General features: G+C 65.2%; 23 protein-coding genes. 12 read left to right on the top strand and 11 right to left on the bottom strand.

Annotated elements, in window-relative coordinates:
* Window positions 1-75 precede the first annotated feature (75 nt).
* From hflK to RVU70_RS15320, 3 genes are all read left to right on the top strand, one after another.
* A complete protein-coding gene (gene hflK / locus RVU70_RS15330) occupies window positions 76-1,215 on the top strand; it encodes an FtsH protease activity modulator HflK (protein WP_363347800.1) in 1,140 nt (379 codons plus the stop codon).
* Window positions 1,212-2,138 carry a protease modulator HflC gene (hflC, locus tag RVU70_RS15325; RefSeq protein WP_363347798.1) on the top strand — a complete coding sequence of 309 codons (927 nt, stop codon included), beginning with the start codon at window positions 1,212-1,214 and terminating at the stop codon, window positions 2,136-2,138. Before hflK ends, hflC begins: the two co-directional genes overlap by 4 nt.
* Window positions 2,139-2,286: 148 nt before the next feature.
* A complete protein-coding gene (locus tag RVU70_RS15320) occupies window positions 2,287-3,768 on the top strand; it encodes a DegQ family serine endoprotease (protein ID WP_405044813.1) in 1,482 nt (493 codons plus the stop codon).
* Window positions 3,769-3,873: 105 nt separating this feature from the next.
* Here RVU70_RS15320 and serB read toward each other — a convergent pair whose 3' ends face one another.
* Entirely contained in the window at window positions 3,874-4,773 is a 900-nt protein-coding gene (gene serB, locus RVU70_RS15315) for a phosphoserine phosphatase SerB (RefSeq protein ID WP_363347796.1), read from the bottom strand.
* A 27-nt stretch (window positions 4,774-4,800) separates the two neighbouring features.
* Between serB and miaA the strand changes: the two genes are divergently transcribed.
* Entirely contained in the window at window positions 4,801-5,712 is a 912-nt protein-coding gene (miaA, locus tag RVU70_RS15310) for a tRNA (adenosine(37)-N6)-dimethylallyltransferase MiaA (protein WP_363347793.1), read from the top strand.
* On the opposite strand, the gene RVU70_RS15305 is transcribed toward miaA, so the two are convergent.
* Window positions 5,640-6,524, bottom strand: a complete 885-nt coding sequence (locus tag RVU70_RS15305; RefSeq protein WP_363347791.1) for an RMD1 family protein — start codon at window positions 6,522-6,524, stop codon at window positions 5,640-5,642. The two genes, miaA and RVU70_RS15305, sit on opposite strands and share 73 nt — an antisense overlap.
* A 134-nt stretch (window positions 6,525-6,658) precedes the next feature.
* Between RVU70_RS15305 and fdxA the strand changes: the two genes are divergently transcribed.
* Complete coding sequence (fdxA, locus tag RVU70_RS15300; RefSeq protein ID WP_363347789.1) at window positions 6,659-6,997, top strand: ferredoxin FdxA; 339 nt, start codon at window positions 6,659-6,661, stop codon at window positions 6,995-6,997.
* 324 nt (window positions 6,998-7,321) lie between these two features.
* Here fdxA and RVU70_RS15295 read toward each other — a convergent pair whose 3' ends face one another.
* Window positions 7,322-7,969 (bottom strand): hypothetical protein, encoded by a 648-nt coding sequence (locus RVU70_RS15295; protein WP_363347787.1) that lies wholly within the window; start codon window positions 7,967-7,969, stop codon window positions 7,322-7,324.
* A 229-nt stretch (window positions 7,970-8,198) separates the two neighbouring features.
* Here RVU70_RS15295 and RVU70_RS15290 point away from each other — a divergent pair, with 229 nt between their 5' ends.
* Window positions 8,199-8,855 (top strand): CarD family transcriptional regulator, encoded by a 657-nt coding sequence (locus tag RVU70_RS15290; protein WP_363347785.1) that lies wholly within the window; start codon window positions 8,199-8,201, stop codon window positions 8,853-8,855.
* A 79-nt stretch (window positions 8,856-8,934) separates the two neighbouring features.
* On the opposite strand, the gene RVU70_RS15285 is transcribed toward RVU70_RS15290, so the two are convergent.
* The 3 genes from RVU70_RS15285 to RVU70_RS15275 all read right to left on the bottom strand — a co-directional run bounded on the left by RVU70_RS15285 (window position 8,935) and on the right by RVU70_RS15275 (window position 12,208).
* The gene (locus RVU70_RS15285; protein ID WP_363347783.1) at window positions 8,935-9,819 is read right to left on the bottom strand and encodes an RNA polymerase factor sigma-32; all 885 of its coding nucleotides are present in this window, start codon (window positions 9,817-9,819) and stop codon (window positions 8,935-8,937) included.
* A gap of 114 nt (window positions 9,820-9,933) precedes the next feature.
* Entirely contained in the window at window positions 9,934-11,412 is a 1,479-nt protein-coding gene (locus tag RVU70_RS15280; protein WP_363347781.1) for a M48 family metalloprotease, read from the bottom strand.
* Complete coding sequence (locus RVU70_RS15275; RefSeq protein ID WP_363347779.1) at window positions 11,393-12,208, bottom strand: thermonuclease family protein; 816 nt, start codon at window positions 12,206-12,208, stop codon at window positions 11,393-11,395. The genes RVU70_RS15280 and RVU70_RS15275 overlap by 20 nt, the downstream gene beginning before the upstream one ends.
* A gap of 185 nt (window positions 12,209-12,393) precedes the next feature.
* On the opposite strand from RVU70_RS15275, the gene ybgF reads away from it, so the two are divergent.
* The 3 genes from ybgF (at window position 12,394) to ftsH (ending at window position 16,489) form a co-directional block, all read left to right on the top strand.
* Window positions 12,394-13,431 carry a tol-pal system protein YbgF gene (ybgF, locus tag RVU70_RS15270; RefSeq protein WP_363347777.1) on the top strand — a complete coding sequence of 346 codons (1,038 nt, stop codon included), beginning with the start codon at window positions 12,394-12,396 and terminating at the stop codon, window positions 13,429-13,431.
* 21 nt (window positions 13,432-13,452) lie between these two features.
* Window positions 13,453-14,457 (top strand): tRNA lysidine(34) synthetase TilS, encoded by a 1,005-nt coding sequence (gene tilS / locus RVU70_RS15265; protein ID WP_363347775.1) that lies wholly within the window; start codon window positions 13,453-13,455, stop codon window positions 14,455-14,457.
* A 112-nt stretch (window positions 14,458-14,569) separates the two neighbouring features.
* Window positions 14,570-16,489 (top strand): ATP-dependent zinc metalloprotease FtsH, encoded by a 1,920-nt coding sequence (gene ftsH / locus RVU70_RS15260; protein WP_363347773.1) that lies wholly within the window; start codon window positions 14,570-14,572, stop codon window positions 16,487-16,489.
* 270 nt (window positions 16,490-16,759) lie between these two features.
* Here the strand turns inward: ftsH and arsC are convergent, their stop codons facing one another.
* Complete coding sequence (arsC, locus tag RVU70_RS15255; RefSeq protein WP_363347771.1) at window positions 16,760-17,110, bottom strand: arsenate reductase (glutaredoxin); 351 nt, start codon at window positions 17,108-17,110, stop codon at window positions 16,760-16,762.
* A gap of 136 nt (window positions 17,111-17,246) precedes the next feature.
* On the opposite strand from arsC, the gene glmM reads away from it, so the two are divergent.
* Entirely contained in the window at window positions 17,247-18,593 is a 1,347-nt protein-coding gene (glmM, locus tag RVU70_RS15250; protein ID WP_363347769.1) for a phosphoglucosamine mutase, read from the top strand.
* 22 nt (window positions 18,594-18,615) lie between these two features.
* Here the strand turns inward: glmM and RVU70_RS15245 are convergent, their stop codons facing one another.
* Window positions 18,616-20,907, bottom strand: coding sequence for an FG-GAP-like repeat-containing protein (locus RVU70_RS15245; RefSeq protein ID WP_363347767.1), 2,292 nt, complete (start codon window positions 20,905-20,907; stop codon window positions 18,616-18,618).
* Window positions 20,908-21,153: 246 nt separating this feature from the next.
* On the opposite strand from RVU70_RS15245, the gene RVU70_RS15240 reads away from it, so the two are divergent.
* On the top strand, window positions 21,154-22,008 hold the full coding sequence (locus tag RVU70_RS15240; RefSeq protein ID WP_363347765.1) for an outer membrane beta-barrel protein: 855 nt from the start codon (window positions 21,154-21,156) through the stop codon (window positions 22,006-22,008).
* Window positions 22,009-22,080: 72 nt separating this feature from the next.
* Here RVU70_RS15240 and uvrB read toward each other — a convergent pair whose 3' ends face one another.
* Window positions 22,081-24,648: an excinuclease ABC subunit UvrB gene (gene uvrB, locus RVU70_RS15235; RefSeq protein WP_363347763.1), complete on the bottom strand. Its 2,568-nt coding sequence runs from the start codon at window positions 24,646-24,648 to the stop codon at window positions 22,081-22,083.
* A 142-nt stretch (window positions 24,649-24,790) separates the two neighbouring features.
* On the opposite strand from uvrB, the gene RVU70_RS15230 reads away from it, so the two are divergent.
* On the top strand, window positions 24,791-25,078 hold the full coding sequence (locus RVU70_RS15230; RefSeq protein WP_363347761.1) for a hypothetical protein: 288 nt from the start codon (window positions 24,791-24,793) through the stop codon (window positions 25,076-25,078).
* Here RVU70_RS15230 and RVU70_RS15225 read toward each other — a convergent pair.
* Both RVU70_RS15225 and RVU70_RS15220 read right to left on the bottom strand, forming a co-directional pair.
* Entirely contained in the window at window positions 25,055-25,663 is a 609-nt protein-coding gene (locus tag RVU70_RS15225; protein ID WP_363347759.1) for a hypothetical protein, read from the bottom strand. The genes RVU70_RS15230 and RVU70_RS15225 overlap by 24 nt on opposite strands.
* A gap of 186 nt (window positions 25,664-25,849) precedes the next feature.
* Window positions 25,850-26,842 carry an acyltransferase gene (locus RVU70_RS15220; protein ID WP_363347757.1) on the bottom strand — a complete coding sequence of 331 codons (993 nt, stop codon included), beginning with the start codon at window positions 26,840-26,842 and terminating at the stop codon, window positions 25,850-25,852.
* Between the last annotated feature and the right edge of the window lie 136 nt (window positions 26,843-26,978).

Below are 26,978 nucleotides of genomic sequence, written 5' to 3'. Positions count from 1 at the left end.
CGCCGAATGCCTATAACATCGGAGGCGTGGCGAAGCCGCGCCTGAGGCCACATTCCTCTTTTCTCGCGAGACGAAATGCCCTGGAGCGATCACGGCGGGCCGCGCAATCAAAACAATGATCCATGGGGACAGCCTGGCGGGCCGTGGGGGCAAGGCTCCGGCGGCGGCCAGCCGCCAGACCTTGAGGAAATCCTTCGCCGCAGCCAGGAAGGGCTCAAGCAATTGCTGCCGTCGGGCTTTGGCGGCAGCGGAATCGCGATCCTCGTCCTCCTCACCCTGCTCGCCTGGCTGCTGTCGGGCTTCTACACGGTCGGGCCCAACGAGATCGGCCTCAACCTGATCTTCGGCAAATATCGCGGAAAGACCCAGGCGGGCCTCAACTACAATCTGCCCGCCCCTGTCGGCTCGGTGATCAAGCTCGCCGTTACCGACCGCAATGTCACCGACGTCGGCTTCCGCGAAGACGCTGCGCCAGCCGAGGGGCGGCGGCGTGGCCCGCAGAGCCCGCGTCTGGGCCCCGAGGCGCCGGAGGAAAGCCTGATGCTGACGGGCGACGAGAACATCGCCGACGTCAAGTTTCGGGTGATCTGGCAGATCGATCCTTCGAAGCCCGAGGATTACGCCTTCAACGTCGCCAACCCTCAGACGACGGTGAAAGCCGTGGCCGAAAGCGCGATGCGCGAGATCGTCGGCCAGTCGCAGATTCAGAAAATCCTCACCGCCGACCGCAAGCTGATCGAACCGGCCTGCCAGTCGCTGATGCAGAAGGTGCTCGACGATTATCACAGCGGCGTGCTGGTGCTGCAGGTGCTGCTGCTCTCGGTCGATCCGCCCCAGCAGGTCATCGCCGCGTTCCGCGACGTCACCGCGGCGCAGCAGGATTTGCAGCGCCTCGGCAATGAGGCGGAAGCCTACGCCAATCGCGTCGTGCCGGAGGCTCGCGGAGCCGCGGCCCGCATCCTTCAGGAAGCTGAAGCCTATCGCGAACAGACTGTCGCCGAGGCGCGGGGTCAGGCCGGCCGCTTCGAGAAGATTTACGAGCAGTACAAGAACGCCCCGGCGCTGACTCGCGAGCGTCTCTACATCGAAACGATGGAGCGGGTGCTCGGCGGCGCGGAGAAAGTGATTCTCGACGATCCCGCCAAGGGCGGCGCCAGCGTCGCGCCCTTCATGCCCCTGCCCTCTTTCGCGCCTTTCCGTGGAGGCCAGAAGTGAAAAACGGCCTTCTCTTCGTCTTCGCCATACTCGCGCTGATCGGTCTCGCCGCCGTCGGCGGCGCGCTCTTCACCGTCGAGCAGACCGAGCAAGCGCTGGTTCTGCGCTTCGGCGAACCGGTCGCCGGCCGCGGCCTGATCACCGAGCCCGGCCTGCACTTCAAGATCCCGCTGATCGAGAACGTCGTGAGTTTCGACAATCGCATTCTCGACGTCGAAAGCCCGAATCTGGAAGTGCTCGCCGCCGACAATCAGAGGCTCGAGGTCGACAGCTTCATCCGCTACCGCATCGTCGACGCGTTGAAATTCTACCAGTCCGTCAACAGCGTGCTGGGCGCCAACAACCAGCTCGGTTCGGTGCTGAATTCCGCCGTGCGACGCGTTCTCTCCGAGGCCAATCAGCAGCAGATCGTGCGCGACGAGCGGGCCGCTTTGATGGCGCGGATCAAGGAGCAGGCCGACGCGGAAGCGCGGCGCTTCGGCGTGCAGGTGGTCGACGCCCGCATCCGCCGCGTCGACCTGCCTCAGCAAATCTCTGAGAAGGTCTATGGCCGCATGCAGACCGAGCGTCAGCGCGAAGCGGCGGAATATCGCGCGCAGGGTTCCGAACAGGCGCAGAAGATCACGGCCAAGGCCGACCGCGACGTGATCGTGCTCAAGGCGGAAGCCCAGCAACAGGCCGACCAGATCAAGGGCGACGGCGATGCGGCGCGCAACCGCATTTTCGCCGAAGCCTTTGGCAAGGACCCGGACTTCTTCGCCTTTTATCGCTCGATGCAGGCCTATGAGGCGGCTTTCAAGCCGGGCGAAACGCGCTTCCTGGTCAGTCCGCGTTCCGACTTCTTCCGTTTCTTCTCGGCCCCGGAGAGCCCCGCCGAGGCGACGAGCGCGCCAGCGACTCCGGAGCCCCCGCGAAAGCGATAGGCGCCGCGGAATTCGGACCGCACCCGACGGCAGGTTTGGTCGGAATTCTTCCATATTGTTGAATTGGCGCGCCTTCTTGCCGGTTGGACGCTTCCCTGCAACCGCAAAGCGCGCTAAAGGTCCAGCGTCCCACTAGGAGACAGCCCGCATGACATCCGCATTTCGTCGCGCCGCCATGGCTCTCGCGACGGCGACTTCCCTCTGGCTCGCTGGTCCGGCGTCGGCTAAGGGCCCAGATTCCCTCGCCGATCTCTCCAACCAGGTGTCCGACGCCGTCGTCAATATCTCCGCGACTCAGACGGTCGAGACCAAGCGCAAGGGGGGCGGCGACATGCCGGGCCTGCCGCCGGGGATGGGTCCGGGCGCGCCCTTCGACGATCTCTTCGAGGAATTCTTTCGCCGCCGCCAGGGCCAGGGCATGCCCGACCTGCCGCGCCAGCGGAAGTCCTCTTCGCTCGGCTCGGGATTCGTGATCGATCCGTCCGGCGTCATCATCACCAACAACCACGTCATCTCCGACGCCAATGAGGTGACGGTCATCTTCAACGACGGGCAGAAGCTGAAGGCGGAGGTTCTCGGCAAGGACCAGAAAGTCGACGTCGCGGTTCTGAAAGTGAAGCCCGAGAAGCCGCTCAAGGCGGTGAAATTCGGCGACAGCGACAAGGCGCGCGTCGGCGACTGGGTGCTTGCGGTCGGCAATCCCTTCGGGCTCGGCGGTTCGGTGACGGCCGGCATCGTCTCGGCGCGCAACCGCAACATCGACAGCGGCCCCTACGACAATTACATCCAGACCGACGCCTCGATTAACAAGGGCAATTCCGGCGGCCCGCTGTTCAACCTGGATGGCGAGGTCATCGGCATCAACACCGCGATCCTGTCGCCGTCCGGCGGCTCGGTCGGCATCGGCTTCGCGACGCCCGCCAACACCGTTCTGCCCGTGATCGAGCAGCTCCAGCAATATGGCGAGACCCGCCGCGGCTGGCTCGGCGTGCGCATCCAGAACGTCGACGACGCCATCGCCGAGACGCTCAGCCTCGGCTCGGTGCGCGGGGCGCTCGTCGCCGGAGTCGACGACAAGGGACCGTCGAAGCCCGCCGGCATCAAAGCAGGCGACGTCATCGTCCGGTTCGACGGCAAGCCGATCAAGGAGTCGCGCGATCTGCCGAAGCTCGTCGCCGCGACGCCGGTCGGCAAGGACGTCGAACTCGTGATCATGCGCAGCGGCAAGGAAGAGACGAAAAAGGTGAAGCTCGGCCGCCTCGAGGACGGCGAGAAGGTCGCCTCGCGCGACGAAGGCAAGGAGAAATCCGAGCCGACCGGGCCGGCGGCGCAGAGCGCTTTGGGTCTCGAGCTCTCGCGCCTCACCGACGAGCTGCGGGCGCGCTATCAGATCAAGGACGCGGTCAAGACCGGCGTGCTGATCACCTCGGTCGACCCCTCCTCCAGCGCCGCCGAGAAGCGGCTGCAACCGGGCGAGATACTTCTCGAAGTCAATCAGGAGCCGGTCAACGACCCTGCCGACGCGGTCAAGAAGATCAAGGCGCTGAAGGAGTCGGGCAAGAAGACCGCGCTGCTGATCGTAGCCAACGGCCAGGGCGACGCGCATTTCGTCGCGCTGCCGGTCGACTGAGGCCCCGAGGCAAGGAACGGAGCGATCGAGCGCCACGTCACGGCCTCGATTGCTCCTTCCGGTTAGCGCCGGCGTTGGCGGAGCGACGAAGCGGTCAGCGCCGATCTACTGTTCGACAATGTCCGCCTTTCGGTAACCCTGCGCATAAAGCAGCGCGGTGAGGTCGGCGGAGTCGACTCGCGCATGCGCGGCTTCCGCCACTTTGGGCTTGGCGTGGTAGGCGACGCCCAGTCCCGCCTCGCGAAGCATATCGAGATCGTTCGCGCCGTCGCCCACGGCGAGCGTTGCGGCCCTCGGCAGGCCGAGCCGGGCGCGCAACTCAACGAGCGCTGCGCGTTTGCCCTCGCGCCCCTGCACCGGCGCCAGCACGTCGCCCGTGAGCGCGCGATCGACGATGTCGAGTCGGTTGGCGCGCGCCTCGTGGAACCCGAGACGCTCCGCGACCGGCTGCGTGAATTGGGTGAAACCGCCAGAGACGAGCGCCGTATGCGCGCCATGCGCGCGCATGGTGGAGACGAGCGCCCGCGCTCCCGCCGTGAGCGTGAGACGCGTAAGAAGCGTCTCGATCTCGTCGAGCGTCACCCCCGCGAGAAGCGCCACGCGCTCCCTGAGCGCCGCTTCGAAATCGAGTTCGCCCGCCATGGCGCGCGCCGTAATCTTCGAAATGCGCGCGCGCATCCCGGCGAAATCGGCGAGCTCGTCGAGACACTCCTGCTCGATCATCGTCGAATCCATATCGGCGACGAGCAGGAGTTTGCGTCGCGTCGCCAGCGCTTGCACGACGACGTCGACCGGCTCGCCCGAAAGCGCCGACGGCAGATGCGTGCGCAGGCCGGCGAGATCGACGCTGTCGAAGACCGCGTCCGCTGCGAGGCCGGGCGCGAGCCAGTCGAGCGCCGCGCCGCCGACGCCCGCCTCTTTGAGCGCGCGCCGCACGGTCGCCTCGTCGAGCGCCGCGCCCTGCCCCGCGACAAAGGTCGCGACGATTGCATCAACGTTTGACATCTCGCTCATTTACGCCGCAATAGCGCCATGTCCGCACGCGCCATTCTCATTGCAGGTCCGACCGCCTCGGGCAAGTCTGCGCTCGCCATGGATGTGGCGAAGCGGATCGGCGGCGCCGTGGTCAACGCCGACTCGATGCAAGTCTATCGCGACCTGCGCATCATCACGGCGCGGCCGACGCCCCAGGAAGAGAGCGAGGTCCCGCATCGTCTTTTCGGCCATGTCGACGCCGCTGTGAATTATTCGGTGGGCCGCTATCTCGCCGATCTCCAAATGACGCTTGCGGAGCTTGCGGCGCGCGGCGCGCCGCCGGTCATCGCCGGCGGCACCGGCATGTATTTCAAGGCGGCGCTTTACGGCCTTTCCGACATTCCGGCGGTGCCCGACGACGTGCGCGCCAGCGTGCGCGAGGCGGCGCAAGGCAAAAGCCCGCAGCTGTTGCATGCGGAGCTCGCCGCCTGCGATCCCGAAACGGCCGCGCGCCTGCGTCCCACCGATCCGCAGCGCATCCTGCGCGCGCTCGAAGTCTTCGCCGCCACCGGCAAGCCGCTCGCCTCCTTCCAGGGGCCGCGGAGCGCGCCGCTCATCGACGCCGCGAGCCCTGCTTTCTTTCTGGCCCCCGCGCGCGAGACGCTCTATGAACGCATCGACGCCCGCTTCGAGAAGATGATGGCCTGTGGCGCGCTCGAGGAAGTCGCAGCCTTGCGCGCGCGCGGACTCGATGCGACGCTGCCCGCCATGCGCGCCCATGGCGTGCCGCACCTCATCGCCTTTCTCGACGGGCGCATGTCGCGGGAGGAGGCCGTTATGCGGGGCAAGCTCGACACGCGTCACTACGCCAAGCGGCAATACACGTTTGCACGGCATCAACTTCCGGGCTTCACATGGCTTTCAGGCGCGGACCCGTGGACTGCGCTCGGTGGCTGCATCGTACGGTGACGCTGCCCGAGCGACATCTCGAAAAAGGAAAGAACGATCTCCATCGCGATCAGCACGATGATGATCCATTCCAGCCGCACGGACCGGTCGGCGTCGATCAGATCGGTCAACGCGCGCGCCGTCTCGCCGATGACGTCGATCTTGGCGTTCAACGTGCGGCCGCGCGCCTCGAGTTCATATTCGTCTTCGAGACGCGCATAGAGGCGCTCGAGATCGGGCCGGTCCCACAGGACGTCCGGTTTGTCCTCGACGGCGACGCGGCCGGACACGCGATGGCGCACGAGCAGCGTCTGGCCGATGAGCTCCAACATCGCCTTGCGGCGCCATGGCGGGCGGCCCTTGCTGGCGAGTTCGGCGGCGAAGGGCTCGACCGTGTCGAAGACGGCGTTGACGCGTCGCTCGTCGCGGGCGAGCGCCACGCTCTTAGCCAAAGCGTCGGCGATAACCAGCAGCCGCGGCTCGGAGACGTCCTTCACCGCAAGGCGCCCGTTGGGCAACGCCTTGTCCTCGCCCTCGTGCGTCGTTTCGATCACCAGGGTCTCGTCGTCGCCGCGCGAGGCGCCGGCGACCCGCGCGCCGATTCGCGTGACGATCTCGTCCTCTTCGAGCGGCGAGAGGCCGAAGAGCACGGCGACGCCGAACCGGTAGAGTACGGCGAATCCCGCCTGCCCGGCGTGAAAGGCGAGCGGCGCCGTCGACACGAGGTCGGCGCGCTCCAGCCCGGCGGTGTCGATGCGTTCGCCAAGGAGAAGCGCGCGCGCCGTCATTGTCTGCACATGCGGCACGGTCGCTCCCAGTCCAATTTCTGTCATATGCTACCCGTCGAAAGGTCGATCCTGAACGTTTGGCGCCGGCGCCGATTGCGGCATCATGCACGCCTTGCGTGACGGCGGCAAAAACGCTAGCTAGCGCAGCAATCCGCGCAGGACCCTCAAGAGATGTTCACATGACCTATGTCGTCACGGAAAACTGCATCAAGTGCAAGTATATGGATTGCGTGGAAGTTTGTCCGGTGGACTGCTTCTACGAAGGCGAAAATATGCTGGTGATCCATCCGGACGAATGTATCGACTGCGGCGTCTGCGAGCCAGAGTGCCCGGCTGAGGCGATCAAGCCGGACACGGAGGAGAACCTGGAGAAGTGGCTGCAGCTCAACGCCGAGATGGCGCAGAACTGGCCCAATATCACCATCAAGCGCGAGCCGCCGGCCGACGCCAAGGAATGGGACGGCAAGCCGGGGAAGTTCGAGGCCCATTTCTCACCCGAGCCTGGCCAGGGCGACTGACGGGGTTCGGCGCCCGGTTTCAGGGCGCCGAATCGCTTCGGCCTGTTCGATAGGCGCCTGCGTTGGGCGCCTGAGGCTTTCCACAACATTAATTTACGCGAAACGCGTGTGTTTTTAGTGAGTTGGCGACCGCGGCCAAAGCCATTATGCTGGGCCTTGCGGGTCAATCTCTTTGATTTTCGCTGTCTTGCGTGGTATACAGTGTGGCAGGAGGCGCCGCAGCATCGACGTGCGGCCAAACCACCAGTTGCTCACAGCAGGAGAAAGCGCGCGCTTGGCTTCAGCTTCCTCAGCCCAACATCGGCCGCGCCTCTAGCTAAGGTGTCAGAACCATAAACCTGCCTGGCGGGATCGGAATGATCCTGGGGTGGGTCGGTCTGTAATTCGTCCCGTCTCCACAGCGGGACGCAGAAGGAGTGCCCCGCGTATGCCGTCCGCCAAAAAGAACGAAAAATCAAAAGGGACGAGCGCAGTTGCGGCGTCCCGGCGTTCAAGCGGCCAGGCGACCCAGGCCGCGTCCAGAACCTCCCCGGCGAGAAGCGCGGCGACCAAGACTCTAGCGACGAAAACTGCGGCGACGAAGACTTCCCCGTCAAAGGTTTCCGTGACCAAGAGCGCATCCGGAGTGGCGGACGAAGCCGCGGCGAAGGCGCGGGCGACGGCTGCAGCGGCGCCCAAGAAATCAGCCGCCAAGACAGCGAAGACCGCCGCAAAGACCAGCGCGGCGGCGACCGTCCCAGCGGGGTCTGCGAGCGCACGCGCGTCTTCAAAGCCGAAGGCGGGCATCCGGGCGGCGGCTGACAAGACCGTCGAAACAGCAGCCCCCGTGAAGGCCGTCGCCAAGCCGGCAAAGAGCCCGGCGAGCCCGGCGCGTTCGGACAAGGATGCGCCCGCCGCAAGTCCGGTCACGCCTGCCGCCGTCGCGACGGCGGCAAAGACCGCTTCGCCGGTAAAGCCGACAGCGACGACCACCGTCGCCAGGCCCCAGCCCGCCGTTCAGCAGTCTGCGCCGAAGCCCGTCAAGTTGGTGGACGCGCCCGCTGCGAGAGTCGCTCCCACGGCTCCTGCCTCCGCCGCGGCGACGGCCGCGCGCAACGGCGCTCCCCGCTTCCCAGCCGCCCCTGCGGCGGCAGGAAAGACCTCCTCAACCCCGACAGCCGGCGAAGATAAAAAATTGGCAAAAAGAAACGAGCCCTCCGTTATGACGGCGCCCGTCGCCGCCGAAAAGACTGTGACTGAAACCAAGGCCGTCGCCAAACCGGCGCCCGCGCCGGCGAAGGCCAAGCCAGCCGGCCCGAAACATGGGTTCAAACTTAACGAGTTCATTGTCTACCCGGCGCATGGCGTCGGCCAGATCGTCGGCATGGAGACCCAGGAAGTCGCGGGCTTCAGCCTTGAGCTTTTCGTCGTGTCCTTCATCAAGGACAAGATGATCCTCAAGGTGCCGACCAGCAAAGTCGCGAACGTCGGCATGCGCAAGCTCGCCGAGACCAATGTGGTGGAAAAGGCTTTGGCGACGTTGAGCGGCCGCGCGCGCGTCAAGCGCACCATGTGGTCGCGCCGCGCGCAGGAATATGAGGCCAAGATCAACTCCGGCGATCTCGTCACCATCGCGGAAGTGGTGCGCGACCTCTACCGCTCGGACACGCAGCCGGAGCAGTCCTACTCCGAGCGCCAGCTCTACGAGGCGGCGCTCGACCGTATGGCGCGCGAGGTTGCGGCGGTGCGCAAGCTGATCGACTCGGAAGCGTTGAAGCTGATCGAGTCTTTCCTCCAGAAGGGTCCGCGCCGCGGTCAGAAGACCGACGCGGAGGTCGCCGACGAAGCGGATGAAGAGGACGTCGACCGCGCCGCTTGACTCTAAGTGAGCCGATAAGAAAAGCGCCTCGTGCTTCCCGGCACGAGGCGCTTTTTGTTTCATCATCGGTTCGCCGCCCTCACGGCGTCGGCGACGCCTCCTCGGGCCGTTCGTCGTCCTTGAGACGGGAAAGCGCCTTGCGCAACTTGGTCAGGGCGCGGCTTTCGATCTGGCGCACGCGCTCCTTCGAGATTCCGAGCTTGTCCCCGAGCGTTTCCAGGGTGACCAGATTCTCCGTGAGCCGGCGCTCCTGCACGATGCGCAATTCGCGTTCGGAGAGAATGGCGAGGGCGTCCTTCAGCCATTTGGCGCGGCGGTCCGAGTCCAAATTTTGCTCCACGACCTCGTCCGGCAGGGGCGCGTCGTCGACGAGGAAATCCATGCGCTGCGCCGATCCCGCCGCCTCGTCGTCCACGAGCTGGGCGTTGAGCGAAACGTCGGAGCCGGAAAGACGGGAATCCATCATCTCGACGTCCGCGCGCGAGACGCCCAAGGTCTGTGCGATGCTCTCATAAGCCTCGGCGGCGCTGACGGCGCCGGGCTCCCGCGATAGACGGGCGCGCAGGCGACGCAGGTTGAAGAACAGCGCCTTCTGCGTCGAGCTGGTGCCGCCGCGCACGATCGACCAGTTGCGCAGCACGTAGTCCTGAATCGAGGCGCGGATCCACCAGGTGGCGTAAGTCGAGAAGCGCACGTCCCGCTCGGGGGCGAAGCGGGCCGCGGCCTCGAGCAGGCCCACATGGCCTTCCTGCACCAGATCGGCGATCGGCAGGCCATAGTGGCGGAACTTGGCGGAGATGGCGATGACCAGCCGCATATGGGCGGCCGTCAGCTTGTGAAGCGCATGTCGATCGCCGTGTTCGCGCCAAGCGATCGCCAGAACCTTTTCCTCGTCTCGTTCGAGGAAAGGAGCGTCCGCCGCCGCCTTCATCAGCTCCCTGCCGAGTCCCGGAAGATACGCCATGGCCCAATCTCCATAGCGCGCTATCTCAAAATGGCATCGAGAGATATCCGCGCATTTGAACGAGTCTAAGCGTTCAACCCGCGGGTGCGCGTCATGTTCCGAGACGCCCCGGCGTCACTCCGTTACGATTTTGTAACGTTCAGCCGGACTAACCGACTCATTTTGATCTAAGCCATTGAGAAGCCGGAAATATTCCAGCGGTCGATTGGGCGTCGTCATCTGCGCGGCGAGGCTTTCGGCCGTGTCCCCGAGGCCTGCCGAGACAACGGTTATCTTGAGCGTATGGGCCTCGCGCGCCTCTTCCGGCGTGATTCGGCGAAACGACAGGATGGAGTCGTCGAAGCGTTTCTCCGCCTCTTCGGTCAGCGACCGCGCCGCGAAAATCAGTCGATAGAGATACTCCCCGGACTGGATGACGGCGATGCGGAAATTCCACTCGCCGGCGCGCGCGACCGCCGTGACGGCGGGAAGGCCGTTGATCTCGAGCTTTCTGACTGTGGACGCAAGCAGCCCGTCGACCCAGCCAGAGCTCAGATAGGCTTCGAGGCTCTCGAAATTGGGGCTGCGCACCGTGTCGAGACGCAGGGCTTCATTGTCGGCCTGCCGCACGCCGAAAACAGCTTCGCTCGAATTCTCCAGCAGGAACCCTTCCGGCGCGACGAAGGTGAAACGCATCCGCGGATGGGTGAATTTGCGATCGCGGACGTAGCCCTCCATCGGATCGTCGCCGAAGGCCAGGCCGTTGATCGCCGCCAGATAGCCGTTGCGGTCGCGCTGGCCGATGCCGGGCGCGCCGATCTGCCTTGCCACGGCGACGGCGCGGGCGACGCGCTCCGGCGTCGAAGGATGGGTGGACATGATGTCGAAACCCATCGAGTCCTTGCGCTTGCCGTAAAGCGACTGGCGCAGCTCGGAGGAGCGGCCGAGGGCGGTAAGAAAGCGCGCCGCGCCATAAGGGTCGTAGCCCGCCCGTGCAATCACCTTGACGCCCGCCTCGTCGGCGTCGAGCTCCTGCTGCCGCGAGAAGCTCGCCACTGAAAGCCGCTGCTTGGAGCGCTCCTCTTCGCCTTTCTGCCGGTTCTGAATGACGGTGGCGGCCTGAGAGATCACCGCCGCCTCGCGCTCCTTCTCGGCGCGCAACGCGCTGTGGCGCAGCGTGACATGGGCGATTTCATGGGCCATCACCGCCGCCGCCTCCGAGGCGTCGGAGGCGAGCGCCAACAGCCCGCGGGTCACATAGAGATTGCCGGAGGGCAGCGCGAAGGCGTTGACCACCGGCGTGTTCAGGATCGTGACCTTATAGGCGGCCTGACCCGGCGTGTCGCTGGCCTGGGCGAGCTTGGCGAGAATGGCGTCGAGGTAGCGCTCGGCGGTCGGCGCCTGATATTCGCCTCCAAACTGCGCCACCAGCTCCTTGTGCTGGACAGAGGCGCGATTGTCGGTCTTGGGCGCTGCGGCTTTCTCCGGCGACGGCGTCGGGGTCGGGGAAAAGAGGCGTCCCTGCCGCTCCAATTCTGCGCAATTGGCGAGCGCGAACACGCAGGCGAGCGTCAAGCCCGCCCGCGGCAGACGCTCAAGGCGCGGCAGGCTCAAGAATCTCAATCTCGGCGGGCGACGAAATCTCGATGCGCGGTCCAAAAGCTGCCTCAACAAGTCCTCGTACGCGCACCAACCGCCCCACGAGCGTCCTGGGATCGATTCCCGACGCTTGCAAAATAGCCAAATTGCGGCGCAACACCACGACTGACGCGTTATCGGCGCGCTTTTGGCCAAAATTCAGGTAGACCGTCGCCTTGGTTTCGCCAACCGAGGTTATTCTTCCTTCCAAAAGCGTCATGCCCTTGCGGCCCTGCAGCGCCGCCGCGGCGCCCTCTCCGGCCAAGACAGGGCGCGCCGCCGGCTCGGCCCAAAGGCCTCGCGCCGCCTCCCGGGCCGTCGCCTCCGCCATGCGATAATCGGCCGCGCAGGGAGCCGCGGAAGGATCGGGTCGGAAGCGGGCGAGCCCCTCTTCGAGAAGCGCCGCGCCGACCGAGACGATCGGCGAAGCCGCGCCGTCCCCCGTCGGAGCATAGGCCCGCGCCGGCATGCGCCCCCAGCGGTCGGTCGCGCCGCCGAAGGCGGCGACGAAAACATCCCGCCCCACGATCCAGCTGGAGAGGCGTTTATGGGCGGCCGCGCGCAGATCCCGCTGCGGCGCCACGGCGGGCGGCGGGAATTCGAGGCCACTGATCGCCGCGCGCCGTCCATCGTCGAGCAGCAGCTCGAAATCCTCGTCGACGGCGGCGACTGTCGCCGGCGCCGCAGCGTCGAGAGAGCACGGCCCCGACTCGGCCGCCGGGGGGAGAGCGACAGCCGGGGATGCGAGGAGGCTGAAGATCGCAACATGCAAGGCCGCGCTTTGAACGACCCGGCCTCCGAGTGAAATCGCGCCCCGCATCTTTCAATGTTAAGCTTGCGTCTATGACATGGCAACGCGGCGCGCCCAATTTCGGCCCCAAGCGCGCCTATCATGCAACTTACGAGCTAATTCGGCCTGGCTTCCGGCGCGGCCGTCCGATCCCCATATCCACGTCCATGAGCTCTCGCATCGCCCTTACCGCCGCCCTCCTGCTCAGCTCGGGGGCGGCGCTGGCCTATGATCCCTACGACGGCCCCAGGCCAGAGGCCGGCAGATCCATGGGCCAGATCTACAACCGGCCGGCCGATTACGACGGCCCCCCCGGCGAGCCGGACGGCGGTTCGGCGGACCCGGCCGCCCAGATGACCCGCATCGACCGGCTGGAGCGGGAAATTCGTCGCCTGACCGGCCAGAACGAGGAGTTGCAGCACAAGGTGCAGGTGCTGGAGGAGCAGCTTCGCGCCGTCAAGGACGGCGGAGGCCGGCCCGTCGACGCCGGAGTTGCGGGCCACGCCGCCACGCCCGCGCCCACCGCCGCCCCCGTCCCTACACCGGCCCCGGCGCCCGCGGCTCCGCCTTCTTCGTTGCGGCGCGGCGACGCCTTCGATCCGGCGACTGACCCAACCGCTCCCGGCGCGCCAAAGCCCATCGGCACGACAACGCCCTCGGCGCCGCTGACGACCACGCCGAAGACCGCCGCCGGATCGGTGACGACGGCGCCACCCGTGCGCGAGGTGGGCCAGCCGCTCGACATCGCCCATGGCCGGCTTGTCGGCGACCAGGCCGCCGCCGCCGCGCCGGAGATCGCACTGGCCCCGGCCGCCGCGCCCGCGGGCCCAAAGGAGGAATATGAGGAGGCGGTCACGACGCTCAAGGCGGGCAAGTTCGAGGCCGCCGAAAAGTCGCTCGCATCCTTTCTCGCCAAGAATCCGAAGAGCAAGTTCGCCCCCGCCGCGACCTTTAATCTCGGCGAAAGCTTCTTCCTGCGCGAGAGGTACCGGGAGGCCGCCGAGAGATACCTCGAGATTTCGCAAAAATTCGCGCACTCGGCGCAGGCGCCGGACGCCCTGCTGCGGCTCGGCCAGTCACTCGGCGCCATGGGCGCCAGGGAGCAGGCCTGCGCCTCCTTCAATGAGATCGGCGTCAAATATCCCGGCTCCGCGGCGCGGATCCGCGAGGCTGCACAGCGCGAGCGAAAAAAGCTGCAATGCTGACGTCGCCAGGCGGGCCGACGCTTGATTGATCGCGCCCTGCCCGCCCTCGATCTGCTCGCCTCGCATGGCAGCCTGCTGCTTGCCGTGTCGGGCGGTCCGGACTCGGTCGCGCTCATGCTGCTTCTCGCGCACTGGCCTGCGCGCGCCCACCATGAGATCGCCGTCGCCACCGTGGACCACGGCCTGCGGCAGGGGTCGGCGGCGGAGGCCGAGCAGGTCGGCGGCTGGGCGGGCGCGCTCGGCTTTCGTCATCATCTGCTGAAATGGGAAGGCGAGAAGCCCACGACTCGCATACAGGAGCGGGCGCGGGCGGCGCGCTACGCCCTGCTCGCCGATTGTGCAAAACGCATCGGCGCCGACGCCATCGTCACGGCGCACCATGCCGACGACCAGGCCGAAACCATTCTTTTCCGACTGACGCGCGGCTCGGGCGTCTCGGGCCTCGCCGGCATGGCGGCGCGCGCGCGCTGCGGCGATATCGACTTGCTGCGGCCGCTGCTCGGCTTGCGCAAGTCGGCGCTTATCGAAATCTGCGAGGCGGCCGGGCGCCCTTACGTTACCGACCCGTCGAACGCCGATGACGCCTATGCCCGCGTCCGTCTGCGGAAATTGGCTCCGGCGCTGGAACGGCTCGGCCTGGACGCCGATGCGCTGCTGCGGCTTGGCGCCCGCGCCGCCCGCGCGAGCGAGGCGCTCGACGCCTGCGCCGCGACCCTGCGCGCCCGCGCTGTTCTCGAGGCTGGATCGGAAGCGACGCGTTTCGACGCCGCGGCGCTGCGCGAGGCGCCGCTGGAGCTTGTGCAAAGACTGCTCGCCGTCGAGATCGCCCGGCTTGCGCCCGGAGCGCAGCTGCGGCTCGAGCGTCTCGAGCGCGCGGCGCTGCGCCTCTCGGAGGCCTTGGCCGACGGTCGTAACCTTCGGATAACGCTTGCAGGTCTGGTGCTGGACGCGGGCCCCGCGGCCGTGGCCCTGCGGCCGGCCCCGCCGCGGCGCATTCCCGCCCCCGAAGCGGCGGAAGGGTCTTGACCTTGAGCCTCGTCTCTCTTGGCAAGGAAGCAGGGCGCGCCTAGATTAATTCCAACCAGGAGCCGTCGCGGGGGAATCGTCCCGCGCGCCATGCTCCTTCATGGATTATGCAATGAACGCAAACTTCAGGAACCTCGCCCTGTGGGCCATTATTGGCCTGCTGGTGGTGGCGCTTGTCATGCTGTTCCAGCAACCGGGCCAGCGGACGCCGATCCGGGACATTTCGTTCAGCGAGCTGCTCACGCAGATTGACCAGGGGCGCGTTCATGACGTGACCATCGCGGGCAATGAGGTCGTGGGCCACTTCAATGACAATCGCCCGTTTACGACCTACATCCCGAATGACGCGAACCTCATCCCGCGTCTGCAGGCCCACAACGTCTCGATCAGCGCGAAGCCGCTCAGCGACGGCTCGAGCTGGCTGATGACGCTGCTGCTCAACGCCTTGCCGCTCGTCGCCTTCCTTGGCGTGTGGATCTTCCTGTCGCGCCAGATGCAGGGAGGGGCCGGCCGGGCCATGGGCTTCGGCAAATCCAAGGCCAAACTCCTCACAGAGACCCAAGGCCGCGTCACTTTCGAGGACGTTGCGGGGGTTGACGAGGCCAAGGAGGATTTGCAGGAGATCGTGGAGTTTTTGCGCGATCCTGGCAAGTTCCAGCGTTTGGGCGGTCGGATTCCGCGCGGCGTGCTGCTGGTCGGCCCGCCCGGCACGGGTAAGACGCTGCTGGCCCGCGCCATCGCCGGCGAAGCGGGCGTGCCGTTCTTCTCGATTTCGGGTTCGGACTTCGTGGAAATGTTCGTGGGCGTCGGCGCGAGCCGCGTGCGCGACATGTTCGACCAGGCCAAGAAGAACGCGCCCTGCATCATCTTCGTCGACGAGATCGACGCGGTGGGCCGTCACCGCGGCGCCGGGCTCGGCGGCGGCAACGACGAGCGCGAGCAGACCTTGAACCAGCTGCTCGTCGAGATGGATGGCTTCGAGGCGAATGAAGGCATCATCCTCATCGCCGCGACCAACCGTCCGGACGTGCTCGATCCGGCGCTGATGCGTCCGGGCCGCTTCGACCGCCAGATCCAGGTGCCGAACCCGGACTTCATCGGCCGCGAGAAGATCCTGAAGGTGCACGCCCGCAAGGTGCCGCTGGCGCCGGACGTGGACTTGAAGGTCGTGGCGCGCGGCACGCCGGGCTTCTCGGGCGCGGATCTGATGAACCTCGTCAACGAGGCGGCGCTGCTGGCGGCGCGGCGCTCGAAGCGGATCGTGACGAACCAGGAGTTCGAGGACGCCCGCGACAAGATCATGATGGGCGCGGAACGCCGCACGCTCAGCATGACCGAGGAGGAGAAGAAGCTCACGGCCTATCACGAGGGCGGCCACGCGCTGGTGCAGCTCACGGTGCCGGGGGCGATGCCGATCCACAAGGCGACGATCATCCCGCGCGGCCGCGCGCTGGGCATGGTGCAGGGCCTTCCGGAGCGCGATCAGGTGTCGCAGACCTATGAGCAGCTCACCGCGATGCTGGCGATCGCCATGGGCGGCCGCGTGGCGGAGGAGCTGATCTTCGGCCACGACAAGGTGACGTCTGGGGCGGCCTCCGACATCCAGCAGTGCACGCGGGTGGCGCGGGCGATGATCACGCAGCTTGGCTTCTCGGACAAGCTCGGGACCGTGGCCTACGCCGAGCCGCAGCAGGAGCAGTTCCTCGGCTATTCGCTCGGCCGCCAGCAGACCCTCTCGGAGGCGACGCAGCAGACGATCGACGCGGAGGTGCGGCGTCTGGTTCAGGAGGCCTATGACAAGGCCAGGCAGATCCTGACCGAGAAGCGGGCGCAGCTCGACACGCTGGCCAATGGCCTGCTGGAGTTCGAGACCCTGACCGGCGAGGAGATGCGCGGGCTGCTGCAGGGCAAGCGCCCCGTGCGCGAGGACACCAGCGCCACGACCCCGCAGCCGCCGCGCGGCTCCGCGGTGCCGACCACCGGACACAAGCCAGAGCCGGATGTCGGCGGGTTGTCGCCAAACCCGGTGTAAAGAAATCAAAGCCCGGCGGTTCCGCCGGGCTTTTTTTTTCGTCAACAATCTCCAAGGCGGCCTCGATCCTTCGAGACGCCCGCTTCGCGGGCTCCTCAGGATGAGGCCTTCGAGACGCCCGCTTCGCGGGCTCCTCAGGATGAGGCCCCTCCAAGACGCCCGCTTCGCGGGCTCCTCAGGATGAGGCCTGTTCGTATTGGGATCATGCTGAGGAGCCGCCGAAGGCGGCGTCTCGAAGCAAGAGGGGCGACGCTGCTCTCGCCGCGGCTTTCACCCCATCAGGGCCTCGACCGTCTCCGCCGGCCGGCACAGCGCCGCCTTCTCCCCAAACACGACGATGGGCCGCTCGATGAGGATCGGGTGCTTCTCGATGGCGTCGAAGATCTGATCGTCGGTCAGCGCCGGATTGTCGAGGCCAAGCTCCTCATAGGGCGTTCCGCGCTTGCGCAGAATGTCGCGGACATTTTTCCCCATCTTCTTCAGCACCGCCTGCAGCGTTTTGCGGTCCGGCGGGGTCTTCAAATATTCAACGACCCGCGGCGCATGGCCCGCCTCCTGCAACGCCGCCAGAACCTTTCGGGAGGTGCCACACGCCGGGTTGTGGTAAATGACGACTTCCATTCTTTTGCCCTTTTAACGAGGATTCTCTCCAACAGATGAAATGATTGCCTGACCATGTAAACTGCGGCCAGCGCCGGGACACGTTTTTCATGACGTCGCGCCCGGGAGTCTGGCTGACCCTCGAGAAGGATAGCAGATGGCCCGTCACTATTTCGGCACCGACGGCATTCGCGGTTTGGCGAATGTAAAGATCACGCCGGAGCTTGCTCTCAAGGTTGGTCAAGCGGCGGGGCTGACGTTCCAGCGCGGCGAAGGCCGCCATCGCGTGGTGATCGGCAAGGACACGCGGCTGTCCGGCTATATGATCGAATATGCGCTGGTCGCGGGCTTCGCCTCGGTCGGCATGGACACGCTTCTGCTCGGCCCCATGCCCACTCCCGCCGTCGCCATGCTGACCCGGTCCATGCGGGCGGATGTCGGCGTGATGATCTCCGCCTCGCACAACTCCTTCGAAGACAATGGCATCAAGCTCTTCGGACCCGACGGCCACAAGCTCTCGGACGAGATCGAGGCCGAAATCGAGAAGCTTCTCGACAGTGACTTGACGCGCAAGCTCGCAGGCGCGACCCAACTCGGCCGCGCGCGCCGCATCGACGACGTGCGTGCGCGCTATATCGAATTCGCCAAGCACACCCTGCCGCGCAATCTGAGCTTCGAGGGGCTGCGCGTCGTCATCGACTGCGCCAATGGCGCCGCCTACAAGGTCGCGCCGGAAGCGCTCTGGGAGCTCGGCGCCGAGGTCATCGCCATGGGCGTCGAGCCCGACGGCTTCAACATCAACCGCGACGTTGGCTCCACCTCGCCGCAGGCGCTGCGCGCCAAGGTCCGTGAATTACGCGCCGACGTCGGCATTGCGCTGGACGGCGACGCCGACCGCGTCATCCTGGTCGACGAAACCGGCGCCATCATCGACGGCGATCAGGTCATGGCGGTGGTCGCCCAGAGCTGGCGCGACCAGGGGCTTCTCGCCAAGCCGGGCCTCGTCGCGACCATCATGTCCAATCTCGGCCTCGAGCGGCACTTGAACGGGCTGGGACTGACGCTGGAGCGGACGGCCGTCGGCGACCGTTATGTCATCGAGCGCATGCGCGAGGCGGGCTATAACGTCGGCGGCGAGCAATCGGGCCATGTGATCCTGTCGGATTATTCGACCACCGGCGACGGCCTCGTCACGGCCATGCAAGTGCTCGCCGAGGTGAAGCGCCGAAATCGCCGGGTGAGCGAGGTCTGCCACTGTTTCGAGCCGCTGCCGCAGGTGCTCAAAAGCGTGCGCGCCCAAAAGCAGATGCTGGAAAAGGATTCAGTCGTCGTCGCCATCGACTCGGCCCGCGAGCGGCTCGGCGCCGGCGGAAGGCTGATCGTGCGTCCTTCCGGCACAGAGCCGGTGATCCGCGTGATGGCCGAAGGCGACGACCCCGATCTGGTCGAGACGCTGGTTGCGCAGGTTTGCAGCGCGTTGAAGGACTCTGCGGAGGCGGCCTGAACGCGCTGGCGAGTCGCGTCGCTCAGATTAACGCCAGATTGTGCTCCGCCACCGCGGAGCGGATATGGCCGATCGCCGTCGTCACCGTCGCGCCGTCCAGCGTCACATGTGCAATCGCGCGCGTCGCAGCTTGGTACGCCGCGTCGGCGACGGACTGTGCGTCCAATAGATGCCCGCCATATTGCTTCGACGCATTGGCGTAACTTTGCGAGACGGCGATTTTGTTGTCAAAAATCGTCTGGCGCTGAATGGCGGCCTGATACTCCGCCGTCGTAAGGAACGCCGGCTGGCTCGTGAGATCGTAACCAATAAAGCCCTGCACGAATTGGCCGACGATCTGCGCGCGGGCGTTCTGCACAGAAAGCCCCTGCGCCTCGAGCGTCGCGAGTTGCCCGGACCAGTATTGGACGCCCGCGGACTCGCCCGCGTTGCCGCCAATATTCTGATACAGCGCGTTGATGAATTGGCTGTCGCTGAGGCTGCCGTAAGTCTGGTCGAAGTAGGCGCTTTGCGTCGTGACGAAGAGCTTGCCAAGCAGCTGGGCGTCGGCCGTCGTTACGGGTTTGAGCGCCGCATTGGCGATGGTGACGCCCGCCGCGTCCGGCTGCTGGCCGACGAGGCCGATCCAGTAAGAGAGACCGGGAAAGTCGGCGGCGCGATTGTAAAGCGCGGCATAGAGACCGAGGACTTCCTGTTGCACGCTCGTCGCCGGGCGAGCCCCGACGACGACCTCGACAGTCGCGTCGCGCCCCCTGACCACCCAATCTTGCGCCGTGTAGGCGAAAGCGTCCGAACCCACGAAGCCGGTCTCGGGCGTGTAGACGAAGGAGCCGTCCGGGGCGAGGGTCACCGTCCCGTGAGACGGGCCTGAAACCAGCGAGGCCGTGAGTTTGTTCGCCGTCCCATTCGTGTCGTTGGCGAGCACGCCCTGCGCCGCGTTGACATGAAGCGCGGTGTTTTTGGCCGTGACATAGGCGTCGTCGGTCTCGCGCGGCGCCCCGGGCAAAGGCTTTGTCGCGAGCAAACCGGTCTCGATCAGCCCGCCGCTTCCTGGATATTCTTGCAACGTAAGGAAGCTGTAGCCGTTCTTGGTTTGCATGAGATGCCCGCCGCCCAGCATCCATTCGTCTCCCGGCGCGACGAGATCGCCGACTTTAATCGTATGAAAACGCCCGGCGCCGTCGTTCAGCCAAATGAGCGGCGTCGACTGCGTGATCCGCCCGTTAAGCTCGAGGGCGAAGTCCTGAAATCCATCGTTGTTGTAATCCCCTACTCTCGCCCACGTCGCCCAGGGCGTCCCCGTGGTCTTTCCGGCCACGCCGCCCATCGCGTCGGTCGGCGAGACTAGGCTCGACGTCGCGTCGACAAAGGTTTTGCCGCCCTTGTTCAGCAGCAACTGCACAAACCAGCCGTCGTAAAACGGCTGGCCCTGAGTCCCGACGATAATGAGATCTTTTAACCCGTCCGCATCGATGTCGATCGGCTGGATATCGAGATCGATATGCGTTGGGAAACTCTTTGTCGCCGGCAGCGGCGAAATATCCGCCTGACTGAAGGCTCCACCGCGGTTCCAGAGGATCGTGGACTGTGTGTTTCCATTATAGGCGGAGCTGGCGTCAGCCCCAATGATCAGATCCGGATAGCCATCGTTGTTTAGATCGGCCAGCGTGCTTGCTGGAAACATATGGAAAGTATCGAAGTCGAGAACGTTTCCCGGCGAGGTCGGGATGTCGCTCCTCGTCAAGGAGAACTGGCCCAGCCCCTTATTCAGCAGCACATAAGGCAGAATGTGATTTTGCCCGGCGTAGCCATTTCCGACGAAAATGTCGGCGCGCCCGTCGCGATTGATGTCCCCGGCCGCCGAAGAATGGGAAAAGTCGCTCAATTGGGGAAGCGACGGCGTCGCGTCGACCCATGTCCCGTTCGGCTGCGACAGAACCAGGCGGTTTTGTTCTCCCGGAAAGGGCGAGGCGTCCCATCCGTGGCTTGAAACGAAGACATCCAAACGACCGTCGCCGTTGAAATCCGCGAAAAGGACCTTCCGCGGGTGAACGGTAAGGAGCGAACTCGCCGGAAAGACCCTCTCCGCGACGCGTGTAAAGCCGCCGTTTCCATCGCCGAAAAATACGGCCGCGGGCTGAGGCGTTGGGGACGTCGCGCCCGCGACCGGGTAAGAGGCGCCAAGGACGAGCAGATCCTGATGGCCGTCGCCGTTGAGGTCGGCGGTCTCGGGATTGAACATGAATTGCGGCGCATAGCTTGCGTCGATCACCCGGACGGGGATCGCGGAGAAATAGGCGCTTGAGTTTGCCATTGGCGTCTTCTCGGCTTTGAAACGCTCCGTCGACGATTATTCTTGAACTTGACTGCTGCAGCAAGCGCGCAGAAGCAGAGACGCCACGGGCGGAAGACGGCCTGGTCAGCTCCGGCGAAAAAAACTTGGTAAACGCTTGTCCTTCAATCGGTAAGGTTAACTCAGCCTTAAGCCTTCCCCGCCAATCTTTAGCTTGGCCATAAGCTGGGACCGCACCGCGGCCCGTTTTGCAAAGGGGAACTGACCATGGGCCGAACCGCCCTTCTCATAGCGGCCGCAGTCGTCGCTGGCCTCGGCGCCAGCGCGCAGGCGGCCGATCTTCTGCCGCCGCCCCCACCGCCCCCACCGCCGCCTCCGGATTTCAGCGGCTGGTATCTGCGCGGCGACGTCGGCGTCGGCGCCAATCAGATCAGCGGCGTCTCCTCGACCTTCCTCAACCCGACGGTCCATGTGCCCGCGCCGATGTTCAACGCCTATTCGATCGGCGACGCGGCTTTCGCGGGCGCTGGCGTCGGGTATCAATTCAACAGCTGGTTCCGCTTCGACGTCACGGGCGAATACCGCACGGCCGCGCAATACAGCGCCATCCAGAGTTACAGCGACATCTGGAGCGCGTGGGGCGCCTCCCCCTGCGGCGTCAACGCCCGCTGCCACGATCTCTATCACGCCCAGCAGAGCGCCGCCGTCTTCCTTGGCAACGCTTATTTCGATCTCGGCACCTGGTACGGCATCACGCCGTTCATCGGCGGCGGCATTGGCTTCGCGAGCAACTTCCTCGAAAACTTCTACGACATTTCCGCCCAGCCGGCAGGCGGCTTCGGCTATGCGAGCAATCGAACGCAGACCAATTTCGCCTGGCAAGTCGGCGCGGGCCTCGCCTTCAACGTCACGCCCAATCTGAAGCTCGAAGTCGCCTACCGCTACCTCGACATGGGTAATTTCAACACCAACAGGATCGTCTGCATGGGCGTCGTCGTTTGCCCCGGCGAGGTGCAGCGTTTCAACCTCGCCTCGAACGACGTGCGCGTGGGCTTCCGCTACGTCATCCCGACGCTCGTCCCGCCGCCGCCCCCGCCGCCGCCGCTGGTGACGAAATACTGAGCGCGCCGCCCTCGCTCCCGCAAACGACGAGGGCGCGCATCGCGACCATGGAGCGCTTCGCTTCGCAGCGGCCTACTTCGGTTTGCCCTTCACCGTGCGGGTGCCGGGCCTGCCGCCGGATGAGCGGCCGACGGGACGCGGCGGGACGCGGCCAAGGGGCCGGGCCTCGCCGCCGCCGAAATTGTGCGGCCCCATATCTGCGTCGGTTGGTTTACGCGCGCGAGTCGACAGACTTGCGCCGCCGCCCCCAGCCCGCCTCTCCCCCGTCTTGCTGGAAAGGGTAATTCGCAGCACCGGGCTCGCCTCCGCCAGCAGCTCCGCCTTTTGCAGGCGCTGGATTTCATCGCGCAGCCGCGCCGCCTCTTCGAAGGCGAGATCGGCGGCGGCCTCCTTCATGCGCTTCTCGAGATCGGCGATCGTCGCCGCGAGATTATGCCCCGGCGCGATGTCGTAGCCCGTGTCGACCGTGACATGATCCTGCTCGGCGACGCTGCCGAGAATGTCGGCGATGCCGCGCTTGATCGACGCGGGCGTGATGTTGTGTTCGACATTATACGCCTGCTGCTTGGCGCGACGGCGTTCGGTCTCGTCCATGGCCCGCTTCATCGAGCCGGTGATGTGATCGGCGTAAAGGATCACACGCCCGTCGACATTGCGCGCGGCGCGGCCGATGGTCTGCACCAGCGACGTCTCGGAGCGCAAAAAGCCCTCCTTGTCGGCGTCGAGAATGGCGACGAGGCCGCATTCGGGAATATCGAGGCCCTCGCGCAGGAGGTTGATGCCGACGAGCGCGTCGAAGGCCCCGAGCCGCAAGTCGCGGATGATCTCGATGCGCTCCAGCGTGTCGATGTCCGAATGCATGTAGCGCACGCGCACGCCATTCTCGTGCAGATATTCGGTCAAGTCCTCAGCCATGCGCTTGGTCAGCACAGTGATGAGCGTTCGATAGCCGATCTGTGAAGTGGCGCGCACTTCATCGAGAAGATCGTCGACCTGCGAGCGCGCCGGACGCACTTCGACGGGCGGATCGATGAGCCCCGTCGGACGAATGACCTGTTCGACGAAGACGCCGCCCGTCTGCTCCAGTTCCCAGTTGCCCGGCGTCGCGGAGACGCTGATCGTCTGGGGCCGCATGGCGTCCCATTCCTCGAAACGCAGCGGGCGGTTATCCATGCAGGACGGCAGACGGAAGCCGTATTCGGCGAGCGTCGCCTTGCGGCGGAAGTCGCCGCGATACATGCCGCCGATCTGCGGGATCGAAACATGGCTTTCATCTGCGAAGACGAGCGCATTGTCGGGAAGATATTCGAACAGCGTGGGCGGCGGCTCGCCCGGCTTGCGGCCGGTTAGATAGCGCGAGTAATTCTCAATACCGGCGCAAGCGCCCGTCGCCTCCATCATTTCCAGATCGAAACGCGTGCGCTGTTCGAGTCGCTGCGCCTCCAACAGGCGGCCCGCGCGGTGGAGTTCGTCCAATCTCTGCTTCAACTCTTCCTTGATCGCCTTGATCGATTGCAGGAGCGTCGGGCGCGGGGTGACATAGTGCGAATTGGCGTAGATCTTCACGAATTCGAGGTCGACCGTCTTCCTCCCGGTGAGCGGATCGAATTCGGAAATCGACTCCACCTCGTCGCCGAAGAAGGAGATTCGCCAGGCGCGATCTTCATAGTGAGCCGGAAACACGTCCACCGTATCCCCGCGCACCCGGAACGTTCCGCGCGTAAAATCGGCGCTGACCCGCTTGTAATGCAAGGCGACGAGATCGGTGACGAGCTGTCGCTGTTCGAGCTTCTCGCCGAGCTGCACCGAAAAGGTCATGGCCGTATAGGTCTCGACCGAGCCGATGCCGTAGATGCAGGAGACCGAAGCGACGATGATGACGTCGTCGCGTTCCAGGAGCGCGCGCGTCGCGGCGTGGCGCATGCGGTCGATCTGCTCGTTTACCGAGGATTCTTTCTCGATATAGGTGTCCGACCGCGGCACATAGGCCTCGGGCTGATAGTAGTCATAGTAAGAGACAAAATATTCGACCGCGTTATTCGGGAAGAAGCTTTTGAATTCCCCATAGAGCTGCGCCGCCAGGGTCTTGTTGGGGGCGAGGATCAGCGCCGGACGCTGGGTATGGGCGATCACGCTCGCCATTGTGAAGGTCTTGCCCGAGCCGGTGACGCCGAGCAGCACCTGATCGCGCTCCTGCGCCGCGACCCCCTTCACCAACTCGTCGATCGCCGCCGGCTGGTCGCCCTTGGGCGTATAGTCGGAGACAAGCTCGAATCTGACGCCGCCCTCGGATTTTTCCGGCCGCTCCGGCCGATGCGGAACCCAGGGCTTGCGGTCGCGCAGATTCGGATCGCCAAGGCGCAGCAGTTCCGCAAGTGAATCCGCCGTGGCCTGAACGCCCGCGCCCTGCGGCGGCGACGCACCGAGCCCCCATGTCGAGAGCTCGTCCGCGCCGACGGGGACGGCGTCCGCGTCATAGGCCGCCTGCCCCATGTCTTCAAAGCCGGGCGCCAGGGCGGGATTGAGCAATTGAGCGAGATGGGGGGCGAGCGGCGCGACGTCGGGCTTGGACGCCTTGGCGCGCGTCGGACGCGCCGGGTCTTTCTTCGCCGCCTTGGGTTTTTCGGGAGACTTCGCCATGGCCGCGAATATGGGGGTTGTTGGGACGGGATGGAAGCGGGGCGATCCCCCGGCGACCGAAGCTTAACCTTTCCCCGGCCCGACCTTTGCATTTCAGTTCGAACTGGCGCAAACTCGGCGACTTGCTGCGGAGGTCGAGCAGATGAACAACCGGCCGGGTCTGACCACGCTTCTTTCGGATACGCTCGTCCTGAGCGTGGCGGCGAACGCCGTCATCGCCGTCCGGCTGACCAAAATGGCCTTTGGAGTCGTCGACCCGAATCGCGAGGGCACCCTGATGGTCGCCGAGAAGATCGACGCCGCCGCCGAGGCCACTCTGGAAGCCGCCCGCAGCTTTGCCGCAGGCGAGCCGCATCACGCCGCCGGCCGCGCCGTCGCAATCTACAAGAAGCGCGTCGAGCGGAACCTACGACGACTGACGAGCGGCTGAGGGGGCGGGCTTCGCCTGCGCCGGCTTGGCCGTCTTCCCGGACTGGCCGCGCCGCCACATCGCGAGACCGACGCAAGCCACGGCAGCCGCGAGAGCGCCCGTGGCGACGGTCTGCAAATAGCTTGCGCCCACGGTGAAGTAATACTGCCCGACATATTCCTTCGCCCCGTCGTCGCTCGTGGCGCGCACGAGCGCGAGATAGTCGCCCTCCTTGGTGAAGTCGTAGGTGAAGCTCGTGGTGCCGCGCCCCTCGAGATATTTCTTTGCCGGGAGGACGGTTACGGTCGTCGCGTCGAGGTCGTCGCGCCAATCCGCCTGGCCGATGTTCTTGAGCAGACGAACCTCGATGTTCATATCCCGAAGCTCGTTGCTCTTGGCGTCGAGGATGATCATCGTCTTGCCGACGTCGCCGATGTGCTGGCAGAAGATTTCGTCGGTCTTGTTCTCCTGAAAGGCGCTGAACATCATCTGCGTCGGCCCGACGCTCATGACGCAGAAGCGCGGATGCTCGGCCTTGATCTGGGCCTGAGCGGCCGTGGCGGCGCCGAAGGCGGCCAGCGAGGAGAAAATAAATTTTTTGAGCATCGAACCCTCCCGGGGCTTAAGGCGCCTTTGCCTTTGAGGGTGCGTCGGCAATTGATCTTCGGCAAAGAATAATCCTCGCCAAAGGGCAGGCGAATTTTGCCAGCGCGGGGCTCGGGGGCCCTTCCGGGGGGCAATCCGTCACGTCACCGGTCGGCGCGGCGCTCAAGCCCCGGCAACCGCGAGGCGCTACTCGGCATGGATCTCGTCGCGCGCCTTGGACCGCGCAGGGACCTTTCTGGACCCAGCAAGATTTAGGATTGGACGTTCAATAACCAGGTAGTAGGCGACGCCGCCAAGAACGCCGGCTAAGGTCGACCCGATCATGATGACCCAGGATCCATGAAGGATACGGGCCGCGATAGAAATGGCCAAGCCGTGCGAGAGGTAGATCGAATAGGACGCTGCGCCCAGGAAAATATAGGTGCGGGGAATCCTCAACCACTGTTCGCGTTCAGCGGCGACGATGACGGGCACGAGCAAGGCGAACCCGAGCCCGACAAGCACCGACGATTCACGGTGAAATCCCTGAAAGCCCCATAGGACAAAGCAGATAAGCGCGGCCGGCGCCATTGCCACATGCCATCGCCCTCGCTGCGCCATTACAGCCGCTGCGACGCCAAAAAGGAATTCAAGATCGATGGGGCGTAGCGGAATCACATCCACTGCGCCGATCAAGCCATTGGCGGCAATTGCGCCGAACCAGAGAAATAGACCTAAGAACAGGCGACCGGAAAAGTAAAAAATCCCGAATAAAGCGTAAAACATGACTTCGTGTTGAAGCGTCCACGCGACACTGAGCGCCGGGGCGCCGATCGGCGCGAGCGTGATGGTTGTCAGCCAATTCCACTGGCGATCGCCCAGCGAAGCTCCGGGAAGCAGCCAATAGAGTATCGCTATCGCCAGCCCGATAGGGAGATAGGGAAAGTATATTCTTACGGCCCTGGACCTTGCGTAATCCGCCGCGCTCTTGGAACGACCGACAGTCGAGTAGTAAATGATGAATCCGGAAAGGACGAAAAAGAAATCCACGCCCAAGTAGCCGAGCGAAAATATGTCTTCGTATCGCAGGCCGCCGCCGAAATCACGAGCCGCTAACGCGGCGTGGTGAACGACCACCGCAATCGCAGCGAGAGCGCGGCCAGCCTGAAGGCTGTAAATCGTGGTTCGCTGTTCGGACATTAAGACTCGCGTCTGATTGGAATGCGCCTATTTGCGCCGGGCATTTTAGACAATTTACGCCGCGCGCCTCGAAGCCAGCGCCTGGCGCTACCGCAGACCAAACCCTTTTTTTCTGGCGTCATTCTGACGGGCGCGC

Source organism: Methylocystis echinoides (assembly GCF_040687965.1).
Lineage (GTDB): Bacteria > Pseudomonadota > Alphaproteobacteria > Rhizobiales > Beijerinckiaceae > Methylocystis > Methylocystis echinoides_A.
The sequence above is the reverse complement of the archived record's forward strand: the minus strand, read 5'-3'. Positions and strand labels throughout refer to the sequence as shown.